Annotated in this window: 18 protein-coding genes and 1 pseudogene; 10 read left to right on the top strand and 9 right to left on the bottom strand. The window is 66.6% G+C overall.

Annotated elements, in window-relative coordinates; genetic code table 11:
• Positions 1 to 67 precede the first annotated feature (67 nt).
• Positions 68 to 1,579 (top strand): dihydrolipoamide acetyltransferase family protein, encoded by a 1,512-nt coding sequence (locus tag M1D40_RS17450; RefSeq protein ID WP_461169660.1) that lies wholly within the window; start codon positions 68 to 70, stop codon positions 1,577 to 1,579.
• A gap of 41 nt (positions 1,580 to 1,620) precedes the next feature.
• Positions 1,621 to 1,836 (top strand): hypothetical protein, encoded by a 216-nt coding sequence (locus tag M1D40_RS17445; RefSeq protein WP_341394418.1) that lies wholly within the window; start codon positions 1,621 to 1,623, stop codon positions 1,834 to 1,836.
• Here the strand turns inward: M1D40_RS17445 and M1D40_RS17440 are convergent.
• From M1D40_RS17440 to M1D40_RS17410, 7 genes are all read right to left on the bottom strand, one after another.
• The gene (locus M1D40_RS17440) at positions 1,833 to 3,125 is read right to left on the bottom strand and encodes an aminotransferase-like domain-containing protein (protein WP_461169659.1); all 1,293 of its coding nucleotides are present in this window, start codon (positions 3,123 to 3,125) and stop codon (positions 1,833 to 1,835) included. The genes M1D40_RS17445 and M1D40_RS17440 overlap by 4 nt on opposite strands.
• A 48-nt stretch (positions 3,126 to 3,173) precedes the next feature.
• Positions 3,174 to 4,139, bottom strand: a complete 966-nt coding sequence (locus M1D40_RS17435) for a helix-turn-helix transcriptional regulator (protein ID WP_461169658.1) — start codon at positions 4,137 to 4,139, stop codon at positions 3,174 to 3,176.
• 143 nt (positions 4,140 to 4,282) lie between these two features.
• Positions 4,283 to 4,750 carry a ribose-5-phosphate isomerase gene (locus tag M1D40_RS17430; RefSeq protein WP_461169657.1) on the bottom strand — a complete coding sequence of 156 codons (468 nt, stop codon included), beginning with the start codon at positions 4,748 to 4,750 and terminating at the stop codon, positions 4,283 to 4,285.
• Complete coding sequence (locus M1D40_RS17425) at positions 4,747 to 5,565, bottom strand: triose-phosphate isomerase (RefSeq protein WP_461169656.1); 819 nt, start codon at positions 5,563 to 5,565, stop codon at positions 4,747 to 4,749. The genes M1D40_RS17430 and M1D40_RS17425 overlap by 4 nt, the downstream gene beginning before the upstream one ends.
• The gene (locus tag M1D40_RS17420; RefSeq protein WP_461169655.1) at positions 5,562 to 7,340 is read right to left on the bottom strand and encodes a dihydroxyacetone kinase family protein; all 1,779 of its coding nucleotides are present in this window, start codon (positions 7,338 to 7,340) and stop codon (positions 5,562 to 5,564) included. Before M1D40_RS17420 ends, M1D40_RS17425 begins: the two co-directional genes overlap by 4 nt.
• A 93-nt stretch (positions 7,341 to 7,433) precedes the next feature.
• Positions 7,434 to 8,390 (bottom strand): 3-hydroxyacyl-CoA dehydrogenase family protein, encoded by a 957-nt coding sequence (locus M1D40_RS17415; protein ID WP_461171084.1) that lies wholly within the window; start codon positions 8,388 to 8,390, stop codon positions 7,434 to 7,436.
• A gap of 240 nt (positions 8,391 to 8,630) precedes the next feature.
• On the bottom strand, positions 8,631 to 9,383 hold the full coding sequence (locus M1D40_RS17410; protein WP_461171083.1) for a GntR family transcriptional regulator: 753 nt from the start codon (positions 9,381 to 9,383) through the stop codon (positions 8,631 to 8,633).
• Positions 9,384 to 9,599: 216 nt separating this feature from the next.
• On the opposite strand from M1D40_RS17410, the gene M1D40_RS17405 reads away from it, so the two are divergent.
• From M1D40_RS17405 to M1D40_RS17380, 6 genes and pseudogenes are all read left to right on the top strand, one after another.
• Complete coding sequence (locus M1D40_RS17405; protein ID WP_461169654.1) at positions 9,600 to 11,024, top strand: GntP family permease; 1,425 nt, start codon at positions 9,600 to 9,602, stop codon at positions 11,022 to 11,024.
• A gap of 79 nt (positions 11,025 to 11,103) precedes the next feature.
• A pseudogene (locus M1D40_RS17400) lies at positions 11,104 to 11,223 on the top strand (short-chain dehydrogenase); the annotation flags it as partial.
• A gap of 40 nt (positions 11,224 to 11,263) precedes the next feature.
• Entirely contained in the window at positions 11,264 to 11,875 is a 612-nt protein-coding gene (locus tag M1D40_RS17395) for an SDR family NAD(P)-dependent oxidoreductase (protein WP_461169653.1), read from the top strand.
• Between the two features lie 45 nt (positions 11,876 to 11,920).
• Entirely contained in the window at positions 11,921 to 12,871 is a 951-nt protein-coding gene (locus M1D40_RS17390) for a sugar phosphate isomerase/epimerase family protein (protein ID WP_461169652.1), read from the top strand.
• Between the two features lie 418 nt (positions 12,872 to 13,289).
• A complete protein-coding gene (locus M1D40_RS17385; protein WP_461169651.1) occupies positions 13,290 to 14,261 on the top strand; it encodes a lantibiotic dehydratase C-terminal domain-containing protein in 972 nt (323 codons plus the stop codon).
• Positions 14,262 to 14,286: 25 nt separating this feature from the next.
• A complete protein-coding gene (locus M1D40_RS17380; protein ID WP_341394406.1) occupies positions 14,287 to 14,478 on the top strand; it encodes a hypothetical protein in 192 nt (63 codons plus the stop codon).
• 116 nt (positions 14,479 to 14,594) lie between these two features.
• On the opposite strand, the gene M1D40_RS17375 is transcribed toward M1D40_RS17380, so the two are convergent.
• Positions 14,595 to 15,155, bottom strand: a complete 561-nt coding sequence (locus tag M1D40_RS17375; protein ID WP_461169650.1) for an NADPH-dependent FMN reductase — start codon at positions 15,153 to 15,155, stop codon at positions 14,595 to 14,597.
• Between the two features lie 106 nt (positions 15,156 to 15,261).
• On the opposite strand from M1D40_RS17375, the gene M1D40_RS17370 reads away from it, so the two are divergent.
• Both M1D40_RS17370 and M1D40_RS17365 read left to right on the top strand, forming a co-directional pair.
• Entirely contained in the window at positions 15,262 to 15,864 is a 603-nt protein-coding gene (locus M1D40_RS17370; protein ID WP_341394404.1) for a TetR/AcrR family transcriptional regulator, read from the top strand.
• Between the two features lie 97 nt (positions 15,865 to 15,961).
• On the top strand, positions 15,962 to 18,181 hold the full coding sequence (locus tag M1D40_RS17365) for a catalase (protein ID WP_461171082.1): 2,220 nt from the start codon (positions 15,962 to 15,964) through the stop codon (positions 18,179 to 18,181).
• 86 nt (positions 18,182 to 18,267) lie between these two features.
• Here the strand turns inward: M1D40_RS17365 and M1D40_RS17360 are convergent, their stop codons facing one another.
• The gene (locus M1D40_RS17360; protein ID WP_461169649.1) at positions 18,268 to 18,699 is read right to left on the bottom strand and encodes a hypothetical protein; all 432 of its coding nucleotides are present in this window, start codon (positions 18,697 to 18,699) and stop codon (positions 18,268 to 18,270) included.
• Positions 18,700 to 18,918 lie beyond the last annotated feature (219 nt).

Below are 18,918 nucleotides of genomic sequence, written 5' to 3'. Positions count from 1 at the left end.
CGGACGGCGGGCGACCGCCGCTGAAGCTTGCCGCACCCCACGCGCCGCATACAAAGATTGAGAAGCCATGACTGAGAGAACGTTCCACCTTCCCGATGTGGGAGAAGGTTTGACCGAGGCCGACATCGTCGAGTGGAAGGTGCGGGCCGGAGACACGGTTGCCGTCAATGACGTGCTCGTCGAAATCGAAACCGCAAAGTCGCTGGTGGAACTTCCCTCGCCCTACGCCGGCACGGTCTCAAAACTGCTGGTGCAGGAAGGCCAGACCGTCGACGTGGGGTCACCGATCATCAGTGTCACCGCCGGTTCTCCGGCGGACGACGGCGGGCAGCCGGGTGCTCCCATGACACCGGCTCCCGTTCCGGCGGCGGCTCCCGACGACGAACAGCCCAGTGCGTCCCTCACGGGCACCGGGCCCAAGGCCGACGCCGTGAAGCGCCGCCCGCGGGTCAACCGGCCTGCCCCTTCTGCTCCGGCGGCCGCACCGGCCGCAGTTCGTGCTGCCCCTGCCGCACCGGCTGCCACTGAGGCCCCGGCTGCTGCCTCCGCCCCGGCGGCCCCGGCCTCCGCCCCGGCGGCCTCCGCCCCGGCGGCTGACGCCCCGGCGACCCCGGCCTCCGCCCCGGTCGCCGCTGATTCCCGCGCCCAGAGCGTGGCGGCAGCCGGCGCCGTCGTGCAGGACAGGTTGAACCGGCTGATCCAGCGGGTACTGGCCAAGCCGCCGGTCCGCAAGGCGGCCAAGGATCTGGGCATCAACCTCGCCGATGTGCCGGCAACGGGTGCCAGCGGCGAGGTGACCAAGCAGGACCTCATCAGCTATCAGGCGCAGCGCGAATCAGAGCAGGATTCCGCCGACACCTTCTGGGCCGGTGCGCAGCAGCCCCAGGATGAACGGATTGAGCGGATTCCGGTCAAGGGCGTCCGGCGGGCGACCGCCAAGGCGATGGTGGACAGCGCCTTCACCGCACCGCACGTCAGCATCTTCGTTGACGTGGATGCCTCCCGCACCATGGAATTCGTGAAACGCCTCAAGGCCTCGCGCGACTTCGAGGGCATCAAGGTCTCTCCACTGCTGATCCTGGCCAAGGCCGTGATCTGGGCGGCGGCCCGCAACCCCTCGGTCAATGCGACCTGGGCCGGCGACGAGATCCTGGTCAAGCACTTCATGAACCTCGGGATTGCCGCAGCCACGCCGCGCGGCCTCATGGTTCCGAACATCAAGGATGCGCAGGACCTGTCCCTGAAGGAACTGGCCCTGGCGCTCAACGCCCTGGCAACCACGGCGCGCGCCGGAAAGACGCCGCCGGCAGACATGCGCGGCGGCACGCTGACGATCACCAATATCGGAGCCCTGGGCATCGACACCGGGACACCGATCATCAACCCCGGGGAAGTCGCGATTGTTGCCTTTGGAACCATCAAGCAGAAACCCTGGGTGCTTGACGGCGAAGTGATCCCGCGCTGGATCACGACGCTGGGCGGTTCCTTCGATCACCGGGTGGTGGACGGGGACCTCTCGGCCCGGTTCATGGCCGATGTTGCTGCCATCCTCGAGGAACCGGCGCTGCTGCTGGACTAGCTGTTTCAGTACGCCGCCCCGGCAGATACGATCAGGTAACTATGACAAATCCTCGCGGCCCCCGGGGCCAGGGCGGCGGCGCCCCGCAGATCGACTTCAAACGCACCTTGATGCTGCTGGCAGTGGCCTTTATTGTGTCCAGCCTGCTGATCATCCTCTTTCCGGGGCTGGGCACCGTATGGCGGCTGCTGATCATCATCGCCCTGTTCGCCGTCGCCCTTCCCTACCTGGAACGGCGCAGGCGCAACCGCCGCTAGCCTGCGGAAGCCGCCAGAGCCCGCCGCAGTACGGGCGCCAGCCGCCGGACACCCTCCCGGATGTCGTCCTCGGAGACGGCGCTGAAGGCCAGGCGCAGTTTGTTGGAGGGCTCATCCGACGGGGTGAAGGCCGCCCCGGGGATGAACACCACGCCGGCGTCGATGGCCTCGTACAGCAGCGGATAAGTGTCCACTCCGTCAGGCATGCTCAGCCAGACGAAAAAACCGCCGTCGGGCACTGTCCAGCTGACGCCGTCGGGCAGGTGTTCCGCCAGCGCGGACAGCAGGGCGGCACAGCGCGCCGCGTACAGCACGCGGGAGTCGCGGATGTGCTGCATCCAGTCGTAATCGCGCAGATAAGCGGAAACCAGCATCTGTGTGAGCGGCGACGGGCAGAGGACCACTGCTTCGCAGGCCAGGTAGAAGCGCCGGTGCAGGTGCTTCGGGACAAGCGCCCAGCCCACCCGCACGCCGGGGGCGAAGATTTTTGAGAACGAGCCCAGATACAGGACGTCATGCGGGTTTCCGGCGCGCAGGGGAGTCAGCGGGCGGCCGTCGAAACGCAGCATTCCGTAGGGGTTGTCTTCGAGGATGAGAATGTTCTCCTCCGCGCAGATGTCGACGATCCGCTGCCGGCGCCCGGCCGCCAGAGTGACGCCGCTGGGGTTGTTGAAGCTGGGAATCGTGTACAGCATCTTGATGGACTTGCCCTGCTTCCGCAGAGACGCGATTGCCGCTTCCAGCGCCTCGGGAATCAGCCCGTCGGAGTCCGTCGGCACCGGCTGCAGGTCCACTTCGTAGGCCTCGAACGCGTTCAGGGCACCCACATACGTGGGGTCCTCGCAGAGGACCACGTCTCCGGGATTGCAAAAGACCTTGGCGGCAACGTCCTGTGCGGACTGGGAACCGGTGGTGATGACGACGTCGTCGGGGTCGGCTCCGCAAATTCCTTCGGCTGCCATGACCTCGCAGGCCTGGCGGCGCAGCTCCTCCATGCCCTGGCCGGCACCGTACTGCAGTGATTCGAGGCCGTGGTCGGCGATGATGCTGCGGGCCGACTCGCCCAGCTCCCGCAGCGGCAGTGAACGCAGGGAGGGGCTGCCGCCGGCCAGCGACACGAGGCCGGGCCGGATGGAGATGTCGAAGACATCCCGCACGGCGGACTGCTTGATATGGAATGCCCGGTCCGAGAACAGCGCCTCATGCCGGTGACCGGACGTGACGGCGCGCTCTAAGGCTGTCCGCGTCTCCGGCGACAGTGCGGGGGCGGAAGTATCCTCGAAAGTCATCCCCACATCCTAGCCTCTGTTGTTCACAAATAGGCAACATCCGTTGCCTTAAATCCACCCCGCCCGGTGTGCTTTGACCCCGGCCTGGAACCGGCTTTCGGCACCCAGGTCTTCCAGCATTTTCGCGATGTGGCGGCGGCAGGTCCGGACACTGATCCCCAGCCGCCGGGCAACCACCTCGTCGGACTGCCCGGCGGCCAGCGCGCGGAGGATCGAACGCTGGATGCTGTTCAGCTGCCCCGGCTGCGGTTCCTCCGTCAGGAACGGCTCGCCCAGTTCCCAGGCGAAATCAAACATGCGCACGAAAACGTGGATCATGTCGGGGTCGCGGATGACGAGGCCTGCCCTGTCATCGGGGCACCGGCCGCGCGGGATCACGGCCACTTTGCTGTCAAAGATCACCGCCCGCAGCGGCATGTGGGGCAGGGTGCGGAACTCTCCGCCCGCCGCCGTGACAATCTCGACGGCCCGGCGGGTGGGCATGTGATCCCGGATGCTGGAATGGTAGAGGGTCCTGCGGCGCACCCCCTGACGAAGCATGTCGACATCCTTCTGGACGCTGTCCTCCTGGGTATCGGCCGTGGCTCCCGGGCCGGGGCGTGCCATCAGGACGCAGTCCGAGGCCGCACGGGCATACTCGATCAGGACGCTCATCACCTGGCCCGGGTCCTCCAGGACTTCGACGGCGGAATCCGTGGAAACCCGGCGGCTGGCCTCGGCAAAGACAGGCACCAGGCCGGCCAGCTCCCGCCGCTTCGAGCCGATCCGGGCACGCAGGTCCAGGAGGGCACGCTCGTCGGGATCCACCAGTTCGGCCAGGGCGACGTCGGGGGAAACAGCCGCGTAGCTGGGATGCTCGGAGCTGACCTGCACCAGCAGGCAGTGCTCCGCCAGCTCTCTGATGGCCGTTTCAATGGAACGTGTGGTGAATCCAAGCGCCTCGGACGCCTGGTCAACAGTCCATCCCGGGCTGCTTACGGCGTACCGGTACACGGCCAGGGATATATGGTCCACGGCACCTGCTCCTCTCGACCCGTTGAGGCTACCTCATGCTTCGGGCTCCGGAGGATTCCGGGCCCGGCTCCGGATCAGGGCAGGGCCAGGGCGCCGGTTCAGTACTGCCGTTCGGAGGAGTGCAAAGGCGTCAGGGTGAGCGCTCACGCATTTTCATACCCGGTGATTGCCTCCACTTTTCCCGCGGAGGCGCTGGCAGGATCAAAAACATAGCCCAGCCACTCTTTTGCGAGGCGCCTGGCCAGCTCCACGCCGACAACCCGCTGGCCCATGCACAGCACCTGGGCGTTGTTGCTGAGTACGGAGCGCTCCACGGAGTAGGAGTCGTGGGCGGTCACCGCCCGGATGCCGGGCACCTTGTTCGCGGAAATCGCCACGCCCAGCCCCGTGCCGCAAACCAGCAGGGCGCGGTCCGCCTCGCCCGCCGCCACCTTGCGGGCCGCGTCCACTGCGACGTGGGGATACGCCGTGTTTTCCGTCTCCGACACCCCCACGTCGACGACGCTCTCAACGCGGTCATCAGCCTCCAGGTCCCGGCGCAGGACCTCCTTGTAATCAAATCCGGCGTCGTCTCCGCCGATGACGATCCTGAGTTTCCTGGTCTCGCTCATTTTGTCCCTACTTCCTCTGCTGACTCGTTGGTGTCCGGGCTCAACCGGCCTGCCGCCGGGGTGCCCGCTGTTGCTGCGGCTGTTTCGAGCAGGCGCAGATAGCCGTCCGCCTCCCACGCGGCACGGCCGATAAACAGTCCGTCGACGTGCGGGATCCCCAGGAGTGCGGCGGCGTTGTCCTCCGCCACTGATCCGCCGTAGAGCAGTCCGGCCGTGTGCTGCCCGAAGGACCCCGCCAGAGCGGCGAAGGAACTCCGCAGCTCCTCCGGGGCGGCGGGGCGGCCGGCGGCCCCGATGGCCCAGACGGGTTCGTACGCAATCAGAACGCGGGACAGCTCCGGCGCGGAAAGTCCCTCCAGCGCCCGGGCGGCCTGCCCCAGAATGAAATCGGAGGATCCGCCGGCCTCCCGGACCTCGGCCGGTTCGCCGATGCACAGCAGCGGAGTCAACCCGTGCCGCAGCACGGCAGCCACCTTCCACCGAACTGTTTGATCCGTCTCTCCGAAATGCTCCCGCCGCTCGGAGTGACCTATTTCCACCAGCTGGGCTCCGGCGTCGGCCACCTGCGGCACCGAAATCTCGCCGGTCCAGGCCCCGTTGTCCTCCCAATGGGCGTTCTGCGCGCCGAGGAGCACCCGCCCGTCATCGCCCAGTGCGCCGGCCACCGCGGAGAGCGCGGTGGCCGGGGGAATGATGAAGGGCTGAACCGTGCCAAGCTCCAGCCCGTCCAGGCCTTCGAGCAGCTCTGACGTGTACCGCCTCGCTTCGGCGAGGGTTTTGTTCATTTTCCAGCTGGTGCCGACCCAGACGGTCACTGCTGATCCGGGGAGGTTTCGGAGGGATTTTCGGGGGAGGCCTCAGGAGTGCTTTCAGGGGAGGCGAGGAAGTTGCCCAGTGCGTCCATCAGGACAGAGAAGGAATAGGCTCCGGGGTCCGGAGTGCCCAGGCTTTTTTCACCCAGGATGCGGGACCTCCCGCGGCGGGACGTGATGCCGGCGGTGGCTTCGGCGGCTTCCCGCGCGACGGCGGCGGCCTTCTTTACCGATCCGGCGAGATCGCCGGTGGAGGCGAATTCGGCTGCGAGGGCATCGCGGAAGGGGAGGGCTGCATCCACCATGGTCTTGTCCCCGGGCCTGGCTCCGCCGAGGCGGACAACGGCATCAATCCCTGCTGCCAGCGCATCTGCAACTTCGGGCGCTCCCACGGCGCGGGCGTCGTCAAAAACACTGCCGGCAGCGGTCAGCGCAGCGCCCCACAGTGCTCCGGACGTGCCGCCCGCCTCTTCCGCCCAGGCATCTCCGGCATGGAGCAGGACAGTCCGCGCTCCGGCGCCCTTGGCAGCGGCACCGTGCCCGCCCGCCGCCGCACCCCTGGTGCCGTAGGCCATGCCCTGCCCGTGGTCGCCGTCACCGGCCACGGCATCCAGCCGGCCAAAGTGCTCCTCGTGTTCCGCTGCGGTGTCGCGGAGCAGTTCCAGTGCCTGCACAATCCGGGCAGCGGAATTGCGGGACTCGGCGGACGCTTCCGGAATGGGATCTTCGCCGGGAGTATGCACTTCGGTCCGCGGCGGACCGGCCGGCAAACCGGCAGCGGCGCGCCGGAACGCCGGGGCGTCGGCCGGCGCCAGCCAGTACTCTTCGAGTTCGCGGTCGAGGAACAGGATGCTCAGGGACAGGCCGGCCATGTTCAGGCTCGTGACGTGTTCGCCGACCTCCGGGCCAACAACGGTGAAGCCCTTTTCGGCGAGCTGCTCGGCTAGCCGGGCATAAACGACAAAGAGTTCCTCGTACTTGACGGTGCCGAGGCCGTTGAGCACCACGGCCACCCGGCCGCTGTAGGCGCCGCTTCGCTCCGGCTCTTCCTCGAGGACGCCGTCGAGTAGGAGATCGGCTACTTCCGCCGCCGTGCCCATGGGAACCTCCCGGATACCCGGCTCACCGTGGATCCCCAGCCCAATGGCCATTTCTCCGTCCGGCACATGAAACAGGGCCTCGCCGGCGCCCGGCAGGGTGCAGCCCTCAAAGGCGACGCCGAACGAGCGGGTCGCGTCATTGGCCTTCCATGCCACCCGCTCGGCCTCGTCCAAATCGGCTCCGGCGGCGATGGCCGCACCGGCAATCTTGAAGACCACGAGGTCCCCGGCAATGCCGCGCCGGTCCCGGTGGGATTCAGCCGGACCGGAGGCAATGTCGTCCGAGACCCGGATGATCCGGACGTCCACGCCCTCGGCGCGCAGTTTCTCGGCGGCCTGGCCAAAGTGCAGTACATCCCCGGCATAGTTTCCGAAGCCCAGCAGCACCCCGCCGCCGTTCTCGGCGGAACGGGCAACGGAATAGACCTGGGAGGCGGACGGGGAGGAGAAGATATTGCCGCACGGTGCGCCGTGGGCCAGCCCCGGTCCGATCCAGCCGGCAAAGGCCGGATAGTGGCCGGAGCCGCCGCCGATGACCAGGGCCGGCTGGTTTACCGGCGTGTCCGTGGAGCGCACCACCCCGCCGTGGGCGAGCATCACGTGCTCGGGGTGGGCGGCAGCGTATCCGCGCAGGGCATCGACGGCGAAGTCCGCGGGATCGTTCAGGAGATAGGTCATGGATTCCAGCCTTGGTTGTCTGCGGTAACCGCCGGCACTGGCGTCAGGCCGTGCCCGCCCGGCGGAACGGGCCGTCCAGTGGTGGGAGCAGGGTCAGCGGGTTTCCGGGGAAACACGGCCGGCGTCGCGGCCCGCTTCCTCGGCGGGGCTGGGCCCAAGCTCCTTGAGCAGCCCGGACATGGCAACATACGCCTTGTTCCGGTAGGCCACAAGGTCCGCGGTCTTGTCCGCAGGGATCTGCAGGAAGCCCGCGCCGGACTTCGTGCCGAGCTTTCCTGCATCCACCAGGTCCTGCAGGATGACCGGGGTTGCGAAGCGTTCGGGGAAGGACGTTTGCAGGGACGCGTAGCAGAAGGAGTAGACGTCCAGGCCGGCCATGTCGGCGATTGCAAACGGTCCAAAAAACGGCAGCCGGAACCCGAAAGTGGTGCGCACGAGGGTGTCCACATCTTCGGCTGTCGCAATTCCCTCCTCGACCAGCTGGGCGGCCTCGTGGAACAGCGCGTACTGGAGCCGGTTGAGCACAAAGCCCGTGACATCCTTGACGACCGCAGCCTGTTTGCCTGACAGCGCGACGATTTCCCGGGCGGTTTCAATGGTTTCGGCACTGGTGCCGGCGTGGGGAATGACCTCGACGCCGGGAATGAAGGGCGCGGGGTTGGAAAAGTGCACTCCGAGAAAGCGGCCCGGATGTGAAACTGCTTCGGCGAGTGTGGCGATCAGGATCGTTGACGTGTTGGAGCCGATGACGGCGTCCGGCTGTGCGGCGTCGCTGATCCGCCGCAGGGTGGCGTGCTTGATGTCAAGGATTTCGGGGACGGCTTCTTCAATATAGGAGGCGTCCGCCACGGCTTCTTCGATGCTGGCCGCCGCCCACAGGTTTTCCCGCAGCCGCTGGACGGCGTCCTCCGGGAACAGGCCGTCGGAAACGAACAGCTCCGCTTCGGTCAGCAGGCGTTCGAGGTTCTTTGCGGCCACTTCCTGCGAGACGTCGGACAGGGCAACCCGCGCTCCGCCGAGGGCTAGAACCTGAGCGATGCCTCCGCCCATATATCCGGAACCGACCACGGCTACTTTTCGCTGGGTCACTGGCGAGTCCTCCGATGCACTGGTCAATGAGTGTCCCGGCGTCGTCGCCCGGAACTATTTCATCTTTCCTATAGGATCATCCATGTCGGAGTTTGTGATGTCAACCACATTCCGCAGGCCCCCCTGCCGCCCGGAAACTGCAGGTTACCCGGGGGCCCCGGGGGAGGGCGCCGTCGCCTGCGGTCCCGGCGAGTGCAGGGGTTAGGCGGGTTCCCGGCCCGCGTCCCGGCCCGCGCGCCGGACTGTCTCGTGTCCGGCTGTCTCGTGTTCGGCCGTCTCGTGTTCGCTGACGGAGCGGTCCCGCACGCCGCAAAGGTGCGCCGTCATGGCGGCCTGGGCCTCTGTTGCGTCCCCCCGGCGCATGGCCGCCACAATCCCGCCGTGCTCCTCGATGGCGCTGCGCGCGTCCCGGACGCCGGTTCCTCCAAACAGGCGGAACCGGTGAACGTGTCCGCCCAGGGAGTTGTAGGCGCCGATCAGGAACCTGTTCCGGGTCTGTTCCGCGATTAACCGGTGAAAGCGCTCATCAGCTTCCCAGTAGGAGCGGTAGTCGGAGAAGTGCGGCCCGTTCGGGGCTTCCCGCAGCTCACTAATGGAATGCTCGAGCTCGGCAAGGAAGGCCTCGTCCGCATGCAGGCAGGCCATTTCCGCATTGTGCGGTTCGATCAGCAGCCGGGCATCCATCAGGTCCAGCAGTTCGGCATGGCTGAGCATGGGGGCAACGCGGTACCCCCGCAGCGCGGCACGCACCACCATCCCGGTGGCCTCCAGCCGCGCGAGGGCTTCGCGAACGGGGGTCGGTGACACTCCAAGGTCCCTTGCGGTGCCGTCAATGCTGAGTGGATCCCCTGATTCCAGCTTCCCGTCCATGAGGCGCGCGAGGATTTCCGTGTAGACCTGATCGGCCAGGACACTGCGCCGTACCCATGCTCCGCCTGCTGCGTCCGCGCCCATGCTGCTCCTCTTGCTCACTCCGGTTCGCCTCAGATTCTCCCACAGGGGCAGGGATTCAAGCCCTTCGTCGGCCGTGGGGCCGGCGCCGGGGCGCCGGTTGGCCCGCGAGGCGCCGCTGGACACGGTTCAAAGATCCTATAGGGTATAGCCCAAGTCGAATAAGTGACTGCTGTCACACCCGCTGAGGGTATCCCTGCGACCAAAGGTGTTCTGCCAATGCATAAGCTTTCTGCCGCCCTCCCTGCGGAAACGCTGGTCCTGGCCGAGCGGCCGTCATGGGCACTCATCTCCATTGCCGTCGCGGCTATCGCGGTGCTGCTCCTCATGATCATTAAGCTGCGGGTGCACGCCTTTTTCGCCCTGATCATCATCAGCGTGCTCACCGCCCTGGCCGCCGGGATCGGCATCGCGGATGTCGTCACCGTTGTTGTCGCGGGGTTCAGCACCACGGTGGGAACGGTTGCCCTGCTTGTAGGATTCGGCGCCGTCCTGGGCCGCCTGGTGGAAGTGTCCGGGGGTGCCCAGGTCCTTGCAGACGCGATGCTTCGCCGCTTCGGCGAGAAACGGGCACCGCTTGCCCTGTCCGTGGCATCGCTGTTTTACGCCTTCCCGATTTTCCTCGACGCCGGCTTCATCGTGATGCTGCCAATTATCTACACTGTCGCCCGCCGCCTCGGCGGGTCCTTCATGCTGTACGTACTTCCCTCCATTGGCTCGTTCCTGATGATGCACGCACTGACGCCGCCGCACCCCGGCCCGACCGCAGCCGCTACCGTCATGGGGGCCGACGTCGGCATGGTGATTCTGGTGGCACTGCTCGTGGGGTTGCCGGCGTGGTATCTCGCCGGCTACCGGCTGGCGCTGGTGATCGCCAAGCGGTACCCGAACATGCCCGTGCCGAACCTTCTGGGGGAGGCCGACCTCGATGAGGACACTCCGAAGCCGGGCTTCTGGACGATCATCTTCGTGCTCCTGCTGCCGCTGGTGCTGATCTTCTTCAACACACTCTTCAGCACCCTGGAAGCAAGCGGCTCGGTGGGGGAGGATAACGTCCTCTTCCAGGTGTCCCGCCTGGTCGGAAGCACGCCCGTCGCCCTGCTGATCGCCACGCTGGCTGCGATGTACCTGCTGTACATGCGTCCGCGGCGCGGCCGGGGCACCATCGGCAGCGCCCTGGAAGACCTGGTGGACAATGCCCTGGCCCCGGTCTGTTCCATCATCCTCATCACCGGTGCCGGCGGGGCCTTCGGCAGGGTTCTGACGGAAACCGGCATTGGCGGAACCATCGCGTCGGGATTGGATGCCATGGGCCTTCCCGTCATTCTCGCCGGGTTCCTGGTTGCGGTTGCCTTCCGGGTGGCGCAGGGCTCAGCCACTGTTGCAGCCACCACGGCCGGTTCCATTATGGCTCCGGCCGTTATGGAGCTGGGCGTTTCCGGCATAGGACTTGCCGCCGTCGTTGTGGCGATTGCAGCCGGCTCCATTACCTTCTCCCACGTCAACGACTCGGGGTTCTGGCTGATCGGCAAGTTCTGCGGCTTCGATACGCTCACGACGCTCAAGACCTGGACGGTCGTGGGGACAGCCATCGGGTTCCTGTCCTTCGCCCTGGCCTGGGTTGTCTACGCCGTCGCGGGGTGACGGCGTCCGGCCGCCCCTTCCGGGTTCCACCGCCTCCAATGTCCACCAGCCGCCAATTTCCACCAGCGCAGGAGCATCCATGACCACCTTTCCGGAGCTGCGGACAGCAGTAGTCACCGGCACCGGCAGCGAGCGCGGCATCGGCCGCCATGTCGCCCGGCGCCTGGCCCGGGAAGGATGGGCGCTGGCCGTCCTGGACCTGAACGCGGAAGCGGTGCTCTCCTTCGCCGATGAGCTCAGTGCCGAGTCAGAGCGGCCGGTCCTCGCCGATTGCGGCCGACGTCGCAGATCCCGCCTCAGTGGAGGCGGCCTTCAGCCGGATCGATGCCGTGCTGCCGCCTGTCCTGGCACAGATAAATCTCGCCGGCATCGCCAGCCCGCACTCGTTCTTCGAACTGACGAAGGAGATCTGGAGCGAGGTCATCGACGTCAATGCCACGGGCTCGCTGCTGATGATGCAGGCTGGAGCCCGGCGCATGATCGACGGCGGTTGGGGCGGACGCATCGTAAACACCTCGTCCATTACGGCCTACGACGGCGGCGGAACTTTCTCAAAAGCCGGGTACGCCGCAGCAAAGGCCGCTGTACTGGGCCTGACCCGCGCTGCGGCCCGGGAGCTGGGCCCGCACGGCATTACCTGCAACGCAATTGTTCCCGGCCCGATCGATACGGACATTATGGGCGGCCCGCTCAGCGATGAACGCAGGGCCTCCATATCAGGGGACATCCCGGCGGGGCGGGTCGGGCATCCGTCCGAAGTTGCAGCCCTCGTCAGCTTCCTCGTCGGCGAAGAAGCAGGCTTCATCAACGGCGGTTCATATTTCATCGACGGCGGCAAGCACATGGTGTGAGCCCGCCTGCCCATCAGCACCGCTGCTCAACGCAAGGAGAAGAACATGACCTACACACCGCAGACCTGGCCGATAGGCGCCGCCCTGCTGAACTTCACCGGGGTGGCCCCGGACGGCCGCGACAGGACTGCCGCCGGACCGCAGGCCTGGCGGCAGACCCTGCGCGAGGTGAGCCTGGCCGGTTTTGAGCACGTCGACCTGACGGACTCGTGGGTCCGTGCCGGGGACCTCGACGCCGGGGGGCGCCGGCAGCTGCTGGACACGGCCCGGTCCTACGGCCTGTCCTTCAGCGATCTGGCGGTCACCCGCAAGAGCGTGATCACCCCGGATGAGGAGCAGGCACAGCGCAACATCGCCTACACCAAGCGGACCATTGACGCAGCGGCCGATCTGGAAGCGCCGATGGTGTGCCTCGGGCTGCACGATCCATTCACCCGGGAACAGACGGAGGCAACGTGGTTTTGGCTCGCCCGGGGGGTCGAGGATGAGGACACGCCCGCCAATCGCGAAAAAGCAGCCGCACGGTTTCGGGAACTGGGGGAGTACGCGGCCGAACGCGGCGTGAGCCTGTCGCTGGAAATGTATGAGGGTACGTTCCTCGGGACGGCGGACAGCTCCGTGCAGCTTGTGCAGGCGGTGGACCTGCCCAATGTGGGCCTGTGCCCCGACATCGGCAACATTGTCCGGCTCCACCGCCCCGTTGAGGATTGGCGGGAGATGCTCACCAAGATGCTCCCGTTCGCCAACTACTGGCAGCTGAAGAACTATTTCCGGGACTATGACCCCGCCACCGGCGCCTATGCCTCGGCGCCCGCACCGCTCGCGCTCGGGTTCATTAATTACAGGGAGGCCATCGGCATGGCGCTGGAGGCCGGCTTCGACGGCCCGATGTGCGTGGAACACTACGGGGGCGACGGGCTGACGGTGAGCGCGATGAACCGCGACTACATCCGGGACATTCTGCGGGCGAAGCTGCCCGAGGAACAGGCGGGCTAAGCCGGGGCACGGATCGGCCTGCGGAAATCAGTGACATGGCCGCTTAATGCCACCAGCATCCGTCCCGTCGCCGGCTGCAGGAAAAGGTCCCTATTCTGCGCCGATCCCGGGCGTTCCCGGCTCCCGGCGTTGCAGCAGCGGAAGGGATCAAGGGTGAATCGGGCCATGACAGGAACCGGGCATCCGAAGGGGTAGACGGGGCCTTGGGAAGCGGGGGAAGCTTTCGGAGTCAATCAACCGCACAGGCTGGGGACCAGCCGCAGGTACAGGAGGGGAATGAAGATGACCAGCAAGGTTTGGGACTGGATCTAGCAACCGCCCCTCACGGGGGTACACGCCAAGCAAGTGGAAACTAACGAAACAGCAAGTCCCGCCCAGCGGCGGTAACCAAGTAACAACCCCGGAAGGGATGCGCACCATGAGTCAGCTGACAGCGGTTCGAAACGCCTCACGAACCCGCTCGACCGCAAAATGGTGGACGCTGTCCTTCTATACCGGGGGCTTCGATGTAGCGGACGGCATCATTGGAGAACTGGTTACCCCGCTGGCGGCCCACGCGCAGGCCAAAGGCGGCCGGCGCTGGTATTACACGAGGTGCATGGAGCCGGCGAATGCTCACGTCCGGCTCCGGATTTTGGCCGAACCGGAACTCCTGGAGAAGCTGCAGTGCCTGCTGGGAGCACTCCGGGAGCAGGCGTCGGGTGTCATCGGACACCTGGAAATGACCCAGGACTTTTCCGAACCGGTGACGGACCGCATGAGCCCCGGAGGAACCGAGCCGCACAACCTGCGCCTGGAAGCCGATCTGGCTAAATACGGCGGAGTTGAGGGGCTCGGACTCGCCGAAGAGATTTTTGAGCTTTCCTCGGAGCTGGGAGCCTGGGCCACGGCCCGCTTTCCGAAGGTCCAGAACCGGTGGGCGCTCGGTTCCCTGCTGCTTTTTGATTCGGCCCGAAGCATGATGAAGGGGCCCCGCTCGGCCAGCTGGCCGGACCGCCGGCGGATCTCCTGGGACTACTACTGGGACAGCCACCTGCGCAGCTGCACGGCTGCCTTCGGTCCCCGCGCGGCCGGCGTGCGCCAGGCAATGACCGTCCAGGTGGCGGCAAAAATCATGCCGACACAGCACCTGATGGCGGCCACGGCGGCGGAATCAGCCGTGGAGAACTGGCGCCGGCGCTGGTTCCGGACCGTCGACACGTATTTATACCGCGCAGACAAGCTGCGGCTGAGCCGCAGCGCCCAGCACCTGACGGTTTACCAAGCCCACATGCTCCTCAACCGGCTCGGGCTGTCGCTTCGGGAGGAAGCGGTCTTGGGGCTGTACGCCAGGAGCTGGAGCACTGAACGCGAAGCCGCACTCGCGGACCGGGGCTGGTCCGGCCGATGAGGGCGCACAAAGAAGGGAATCTGCAGTGGCACATCGTGACGAGCTGGTAGTAGCGGCGGATTCCCGGGATCTGTCGGAGGTCCTGGGCTGCTCCGAAGACGTCGTGGACGTCCTGCGGGACCAGGGCATGGTCGAGTCACAGGGGGAGTTGTGGAATGTCGGTCCCGCCCGGGACTACCTGCGTGACGCAGCCTGGGCCGGGGGGTTTTGGGACTAGCGCGGTGCCCGGGAATCCTCAGGTAAGCGCACACACGGAAGGAACGGCCTCACCGGGTGAGGCCGTTCCTTCCGTGTAATCGGTGATTCAGCTAGCTGCGTTGCGCCGGCCGGCAGTTAGGCAGCGGTGGGTGCCGCTTCTGCTGCCAGTGTCGAGATGACGTCGCGGAGCTGCTCAACTACCTCAGCGTCATCCTTAGGATGGATCTCGGCGAAGCGCGAAACGGAGCCGCCAATTGAAAGGCGGACGTCCTCGACCACGCGTGCGCCGGCAATTCCCAGGGACTTCCGTGCGTCGTCGTGCGCCCAGACTCCGCCGAACTGGCCGAAGGCCGATCCAATGACGGCGGCGGGGGTACCGGAGATGGCGCTCGTGCCGAAGGGGCGGGAGAGCCAGTCAATCGCGTTCTTCAGGACGGCCGGCATGGTGCCGTTGTATTCCGGGCACACCAGCAGGAGAGCGTCAGTCGAAGCTGCGGCAGCACGCAGCTCAGCTGCGGCCTCGGGCACGGAGCCGTCAACGTCAATATCCTCGTTGTAGAACGGGATGTGGCCGATACGGTCAAAGATCACAATCTCGACGTCGTCTCCCGCCGTCACGGCGGCGGTTTCGGCGAGCTGGCGGTTGACCGAGCCGGTGCGAAGGCTGCCGACCAGGGTAAGTACTGTAGTGCTCAAGAAAACTCCTCTGTGGGACGCGCCCGGTCCGGACACGGTTTGTTCTTCTTCCACTCTAAACGGACTGCGGTCCGGATATATTCCCGTACGGGTTAGACTGGCCCGCATGCATGTGAGCGGACAGGACGGCGGAGCCAGCGGCGAGGAACGCCTCGATGCTGCCCGCAACCGCCGGTTGCTGCTGGAAACAGCGCTTGCGATTCTGTCGGAGCGCGGCGTGGATGCCCTGACCATGGACGATCTTGCGCGGCGTGCGGGAGTGGGGAAAGGGACCGTCTTCCGGCGCTTCGGCAGCCGGTCAGGACTGATGCAGGCCCTCCTTGACCACGCCCAGCGTGATTTCCAGGAGAGCTACATGCGGGGACCGGCTCCGCTGGGGCCGGGAGCGCCGCCGCTGGAACGCCTCCATGCTTTCGGAGGGGCCAGGATCCGGGCACTGGAGATTACCGGGGAGCTGCGGCGCGCCGCCGATGTGGGCACCTTCACGCATTACCGCCACCCGACGCGCCGCCTTGAGCTCGCCCACCTCACAATGCTCCTTTCCGCAGTCCCGGTGCATGATCCGGAGCTGACCGCGTACCAGCTGGAAGCTTTCCTTGACGCCGGGCTGCTGCTGCACCTGCACCGGACGGCGGGGATGTCCCTGGAAAGAATCACCGCCGGCTGGGAGGTCCTGGTGGCCTCGGTGGCGGGCTCCGCCGCGGGGTGACGAGACGAAAGTGTCAGTAGGCTTACTAATTGAGTAGGGTGGGGGAATGGCCGCTGCAGTCCGGCGGTCCCCCGGTCCCGAAAACGATGGAGGCTACATGTCCGAGAAGAACGCATCCGTACCCGACCTGCCCATCCCGGGAGCACCGGCACCGGCGGCACCGGAGCTCGCCGAGCCCACTGAACCGCGCGAACCGCTCCCGCCGAAGCCGGACCAGGACGGGCCGGAAACGGTCTCTCCGACGGGCGTCCCCACCGGAGCGCCGAAGGCTTCCAACGCCCAGAGCGGACGGTATCTGACCACCGCGCAGGGCGTCCGGCTGCAGGACACGGATCATTCCCTCAAGGCAGGCCCCCGCGGACCGGTATTGCTGCAGGACCATCATCTGCGGGAAAAGATCACGCACTTTGACCACGAGCGCATTCCGGAGCGCGTGGTGCACGCCCGCGGTGCTGCGGCCCACGGCGTTTTCGTGGCCAACGGCGCGGCGGAAGGCGTCACCCGGGCGGGATTCCTCGCCAAGGGCACCGAGACGCCGGTGTTTGTCCGCTTCTCCACCGTCCTGGGCTCCCGCGGCTCGGCTGACACCGTCCGCGACACCCGCGGCTTCAGCACGAAGTTCTACACCGACGAGGGCAACTACGACCTGGTTGCCAACAACATTCCGGTGTTCTTCATCCAGGACGCCATCAAGTTCCCCGACGTCATCCACGCCGGCAAGCCGCATCCGGACCGCGAAATTCCGCAGGCCCAGAGCGCACATGACACCTTCTGGGACTTCGTCTCTCTGCACACCGAGGCCCAGCACCACACGATGTGGAACATGTCGGACCGCGGGATTCCGCGCTCCTACCGCACCATGGAAGGCTTCGGCGTGCACACCTTCCGCCTGGTCAACGCCAAGGGCGAGACCACGCTGGTGAAGTTCCACTGGAAGCCGCGCCAGGGCGTGCACTCCCTGGTCTGGGAAGAAGCGCAGATCATCAACGGCATGGACCCCGACTTCCACCGCCGCGATCTCGCTGATGCGATCGAAGCCGGCGCCTTCCCGCAGTGGGATCTCGGCATTCAGGTTTTCCCGGACACCGAGGACGAAATGTTCGAGGGCATCGACCTGCTCGATCCCACCAAGCTGGTGCCGGAAGAGCTGGCTCCCGTCCAGCTCATCGGCACCATGACCCTGAACGCCAATGTCACCAACTACTTCGCCGAAACCGAGCAGGTGGCCTTCCATCCCGGACACCTGGTGCCGGGCATCGACGTCACCAACGATCCGCTGCTGCAGGGCCGGCTGTTCTCCTACATCGACACGCAGCTGACCCGGCTGGGCGGGCCGAATTTCAGCCAGATTCCGATTAACCGCCCGCACGCTCCGGTCAATGACATGCTCCGTGACGGGTTCCACCAGGACGCCGTCCATTCCGGCGTTGCCCCGTACCAGCCCAACTCGCTCGACGGCGGCTGCCCCTTCATGGCCGGCGCGGACATGGGTGCCTTCATTGACGTTCCCGCCGAGGTTCCCTCGGCCCGGAAGGTGCGCGAGAACCCGGCCACGTTCGATGACCACTTCAGCCAGGTCCGGATGTTCTTCCGCTCCCTGACCCCGGTGGAACAGGATCACGTGGTTCAGGCCTACACCTTTGAACTGGGCAAGTGCTACGAAGAAAACATCCGCCTGCGCCAGCTGCAGTCGCTGGCCAACATCGACGAGCGGCTTGCAGCCGAAGTGGCAACCGGCCTGGGCCTGGAAGCGCCGGCCCCCACTGTCGCGGTCGAAGACACCGAGCCCAGCCCGGCACTGAGCCAGCTCGGCGGAACGTGGCCGGTGGCCGGCCGCATCATCGGCGTGGTGGCGGATGAGGCAACTGATCTCGCTGCGCTCACCGCGGTGCTTACCGCCATCGATGCCGAGGGAATGGTGCCGCTGGTTGTGGCACCGCACGGCGGCAAGCTGGGCGGCGAGGTGGCGATCCAGCGAACCTACCTCACGGCCCGCTCCACCGAGTTCGACGCCGTGGTGGTGGCAGCCTCCGGGACCCCGGCCACCGACGCCGTCGACAGCCTCGACGCGAAGGCCGGCAACCCCGAGGGGCACCCCTCGCTTGACCCGCGTGTCACACTGCTCCTGGCCGAAGCATTCCGCCATGCCAAGGCCATCGGTGCCTGGGGCGACGGCGCCGCTGTGCTGCAGGCGGCGGGCCTGCCCGCCGGCGCGCCCGGCGTCGTCGTGGGCGATGCCGCTGATGTGACAGCCGGCCTGGCCGGCCTGCTGGGAGCGCACCGTGTCTGGGAGCGTTTCCCGACAGCCGTCGCCTAGCAGCAGAGATCACACAAGGGGAGGCCCCGGTGGATTATCCACCGGGGCCTCCCCTTGTGTGCAGGACCTTTTCGAAAGATGCGGCGCTAGGGCAGCCGGGAGGCCCCGGGGCGCCGGGGCCGAGGAGCGAGCGCCCGGATCAGGGAGGAAAGCTCCTGCCGGAGGCCGTCGTCGTTGGCGCCCGCCAGCAGCCGGGCTTCCGCCTGTTCGGCCTGCCGGCGGATTTCGGCGCCGGCCGCGGTGATGGTCCACCGGCCGCGGGGTTCGGCCGCGGCATAGCCGCAGCCCTCAAGGGCCTGCACACAGTCGCGGACGCACGCGGGCTCCAGCCCCGAGGTTTCGGCCAGCGTCTGCTCATTGGTGCACAGCGAAGAGAGAATGGCCAGAATGGCGCTGCGCTCCTGGGTCAGACGGAGTTCAGTCAGGGACTCGTCGGTGGCGCGCCTGGTGACGAAGGCCGCCGCAGCGAGCAGCCGCGGAACGTAACCGGGGTCGGCCGACATCTGGTCAGGGCTCACGGTGCCACCCCGGGGGAGTCCAATTGGAAGGAACCTCGTGGCCCGCAAAGGAATCGCACGCGGAGCACGTGTAGCTGACCGTCCCGGGAGCGCCGTCCGAGGCAGGCGTGAAGAACTCGAAAATAAGGTAATCGTCCACGCCGCACTGACGGCAGATGGGGAGTTGAACTGCGGAATCCATGGTTGTCCTCTGCTGGGGGTTCGCAGAAAGCCATGGCC

This window comes from Arthrobacter sp. Z1-15, assembly GCF_054792395.1.
The sequence above is the reverse complement of the archived record's forward strand: the minus strand, read 5'-3'. Positions and strand labels throughout refer to the sequence as shown.

What these genes read in the sequence shown, in the direction of transcription:
- M1D40_RS17450 (WP_461169660.1), top strand. Translation starts at nt 68, where the DNA reads ATGACTGAGAGAACGTTCCACCTTCCCGATGTGGGAGAAGGTTTGACC.
- M1D40_RS17445 (WP_341394418.1), top strand. Translation starts at nt 1,621, where the DNA reads ATGACAAATCCTCGCGGCCCCCGGGGCCAGGGCGGCGGCGCCCCGCAG.
- M1D40_RS17440 (WP_461169659.1), bottom strand. Translation starts at nt 3,125, where the DNA reads ATGACTTTCGAGGATACTTCCGCCCCCGCACTGTCGCCGGAGACGCGG.
- M1D40_RS17430 (WP_461169657.1), bottom strand. Translation starts at nt 4,750, where the DNA reads ATGAGCGAGACCAGGAAACTCAGGATCGTCATCGGCGGAGACGACGCC.
- M1D40_RS17420 (WP_461169655.1), bottom strand. Translation starts at nt 7,340, where the DNA reads ATGACCTATCTCCTGAACGATCCCGCGGACTTCGCCGTCGATGCCCTG.
- M1D40_RS17415 (WP_461171084.1), bottom strand. Translation starts at nt 8,390, where the DNA reads ATGGGCGGAGGCATCGCTCAGGTTCTAGCCCTCGGCGGAGCGCGGGTT.
- M1D40_RS17410 (WP_461171083.1), bottom strand. Translation starts at nt 9,383, where the DNA reads ATGGGCGCGGACGCAGCAGGCGGAGCATGGGTACGGCGCAGTGTCCTG.
- M1D40_RS17405 (WP_461169654.1), top strand. Translation starts at nt 9,600, where the DNA reads ATGCATAAGCTTTCTGCCGCCCTCCCTGCGGAAACGCTGGTCCTGGCC.
- M1D40_RS17390 (WP_461169652.1), top strand. Translation starts at nt 11,921, where the DNA reads ATGACCTACACACCGCAGACCTGGCCGATAGGCGCCGCCCTGCTGAAC.
- M1D40_RS17385 (WP_461169651.1), top strand. Translation starts at nt 13,290, where the DNA reads ATGAGTCAGCTGACAGCGGTTCGAAACGCCTCACGAACCCGCTCGACC.
- M1D40_RS17370 (WP_341394404.1), top strand. Translation starts at nt 15,262, where the DNA reads ATGCATGTGAGCGGACAGGACGGCGGAGCCAGCGGCGAGGAACGCCTC.
- M1D40_RS17365 (WP_461171082.1), top strand. Translation starts at nt 15,962, where the DNA reads ATGTCCGAGAAGAACGCATCCGTACCCGACCTGCCCATCCCGGGAGCA.